The organism is Magnetococcales bacterium (genome assembly GCA_015231925.1).
Lineage (GTDB): Bacteria > Pseudomonadota > Magnetococcia > Magnetococcales > JADGAQ01 > JADGAQ01.
Map to the genome: position 1 here is coordinate 1 of JADGAQ010000330.1, position 2,743 is coordinate 2,743.

Consider the following 2,743-nt stretch of genomic DNA (forward strand, 5'->3'; position numbering starts at 1 on the left):
AATGGAACGGTTGATGGCCAATATATGAAGCGGCCCTTGAGCAATAAAATAAAAACAAAAACAACGGGGAAACTGGCATGGCGCAAGACGGCAAATTCCGGGTGGGCAAGTGGCTGTGTGTGCTGGCATTGGCCATGGGGGTGCAGGGTTGTACCATGACCACCGCCAGGCTCAACATCGGCAAGGCCATCCATCTGCCCTGGGAAACCGCCGAGCAGGTCACCGCCCCCTCCTGGAGTGAAGAAACCACCACCGTCAAGCTGGAGCAATCCGCCAGCAAAAGCGCGGAGCGCAAACACCGTGGCGTGGACCCCGTGGGGGATATCCTCAAGGAAAAAAGCTGGGATTACAGCAAGGTGCGCTGGACGGTGGAGCGTTACGAATACGACGTGAGCCGTCGGGTGAAGGAGGACTTCGAGGCGGCGGGGGTCAGCTATCCGCCCTCCCGTCTGGCGATGATCGCCCTGAAAAAAGAAAGAAAAATGGAGCTGTGGGCCGGGGATGAGATGGGCGCCATGCGCCGGGTCAAAAACTACCCCTTCACCGCCTTCAGCGGCGTCCTGGGCCCCAAACAGCGGGCCGGCGATGGCCAGATCCCGGAAGGGGTCTACCGGATCACCTATCTCACTCCGGACAGCGCCTACCACCTGTCGATGAAACTGAACTACCCCAATGAGTTCGACCGGCAGATGGCCGATCGGGAGCGGCGCTCCAACCTGGGTGGCGATATCTTCATCCACGGCGACAGCCGCTCCATCGGCTGCATCGCCCTGGGCAACCGCGCCATCGAGGAGCTGTTCGTGCTGACGGCGCTGACCGGCGCCGAAAACGCCAAGGTGATCATCGCCCCCTACGACATGCGGGAGGACGAAGAGATCCGCCCCATGGCCACCATCCCCTGGACCCGCGACCTCTACGCCAACATCCAGCGCTCCCTGCTCGCCTATCGGGGCGATACCCCGCGTGTGGTGGCTTCGGCCCGGGAGTAAGCACGTCGCCGAAAGGTGATGTAGAGCAACGGCATCAAAAACAGGGTGAGGGTGGTGGAAAAACCCAGGCCCCAGACAATGGCCGTGGCCACCGGCCCCCACATCAGCGAGCTGCCCGCCAGACCGGTGGCCAGGGACATCAGGCCCGCCATGGTGGTCAGCGTGGTGATGAGGATGGGCACCAGCCGCCGCCGGGCGGCGAAAATCGCTGCGGGCACCGGCCCCATGCCTTCCGCCATGCGGTCGTTGGCCGCGGAAATCAGCACGATGGAGGAGTTCACCGCAATGCCGGAAAGAGCCACCACCCCATACAGGGTGTAAAGGCTCAAGGGATGGCCGGCCAGCAACAAGCCGAACACCACGCCGGTGAAGGCAATGGGCACGGTGGTGAGAATCAGCAGCGGCTGGCCGTAACTGACGAACTGGGCGCCAAGAATCATGGCCATCAACCCCACGCCAAAGATGAACAGGGTGGTGATGTGGTCCATGCTCTCCTCGATATCGTCAAGAATGCCGGAAAAATCCAGGGAAACCTCGGGATACTGGTGACGCACCTCCTGCCAGGCCTGCCGCACCCGGTTGTTGGCGGCCACGATATCCAGCCGTGACTTGTCCAACTCCGCTTCCACGGTGATGGTGCGGCGATAGTTGTAGTGGTGAATCATCTCCATACTGCGCCGCACCTCGGCAAGGGTGAGGGTGGACAGGGGCACGGACTCCCCCCGGTTCACCGCCACCGGCAGACGCAACAGGTCATCCACCCCCTGCAAGGGGCGGTCGCTCCCCATGACCCGTACCGCCATTTTTTCGCCATTGTGTTGGAATTCCGACACCACCTCGCCATCGCCGAACAGCCGGATCATGCGCACCACCTGACCGGCCTGCAACCCCGCCCGCAACACCGCGTCGTCGTTCAACCGCAACGTCACCTCCCCCAGACCGTTGGCGAAGTCGTTGCCGATGTCGTGAACCTCCGGCATGCGTCCCAGGATCTCCTCCAGCGCCTTGGCCGCGGGCAGCAGGGTGTCGAAGTCATCCCCCCGCACCTTGATGCTGATGGGCTTGGTCACCGGCGGCCCGCCGGAGAGCTTGAGAAACTGCAGCCTTTCCGGCCCGGGCATGCCGCTGACCGCCTCACGCATGGCGGTGATGATCTCCTCCACGGGCCGGCGTTTGGCCTCATCCGGCTCCAGACTGAACATCACCTGGCCATATTTTTTGCCGAACAGGGGCTCGGTATCCGTCATCATCTGGCCCGCATAAGCCACCGAGGCGCGCAACTCCCCCGGCCGCAGGACGGACATCGCCCTCTCCTCCACCTGGCGGGTGGTGGCCAGACTGCGGGAGAGATCGGTGCCGCTGGCCATCTCCACATTGAGATAGAACACGGGAAAGGGATCGGCGGCGAAAAAGTCCATGCGCAACACGCCGGTGGCGACGATGGCCACGGCTGCGACCAGCGGCATCAGGAACAGGGCCAGGTAAAGCCGGGGCCGGGAGAGCACCCGCAGCAGCAAACGGGCGTAGGCGTGGCGGAACTTGCGCAAAAAGCGCAACCGCCAGGGTTGCAGGCGGGAGCCCTTTTGGGTGAGGTCGAGTCGCAACGCCAGCATGTGGGCGGGCATCATCCAGAAGGCTTCGACCAGGCTGATGATCAGGGAGAGGGAGACCACCAGGGGGATCACCCTCATGAACTTGCCGAGAATGCCCGGCAACAGCATGAGGGGGAGAAAGGCGGCCAGGGTGGTGAGCAC

Annotated in this window: 2 protein-coding genes; one reads left to right on the plus strand and one right to left on the minus strand. The window is 63.1% G+C overall.

What is annotated here, in order from left to right:
* The first annotated feature begins 77 nt into the window (after window positions 1–77).
* Window positions 78–989 (plus strand): L,D-transpeptidase family protein, encoded by a 912-nt coding sequence (locus tag HQL56_19465; GenBank protein MBF0311695.1) that lies wholly within the window; start codon window positions 78–80, stop codon window positions 987–989.
* On the opposite strand, the gene HQL56_19470 is transcribed toward HQL56_19465, so the two are convergent.
* Window positions 944–2,743 (minus strand): efflux RND transporter permease subunit (locus HQL56_19470; protein ID MBF0311696.1); only part of this gene is annotated, 1,800 nt, incomplete at its 5' end. The two genes, HQL56_19465 and HQL56_19470, sit on opposite strands and share 46 nt — an antisense overlap.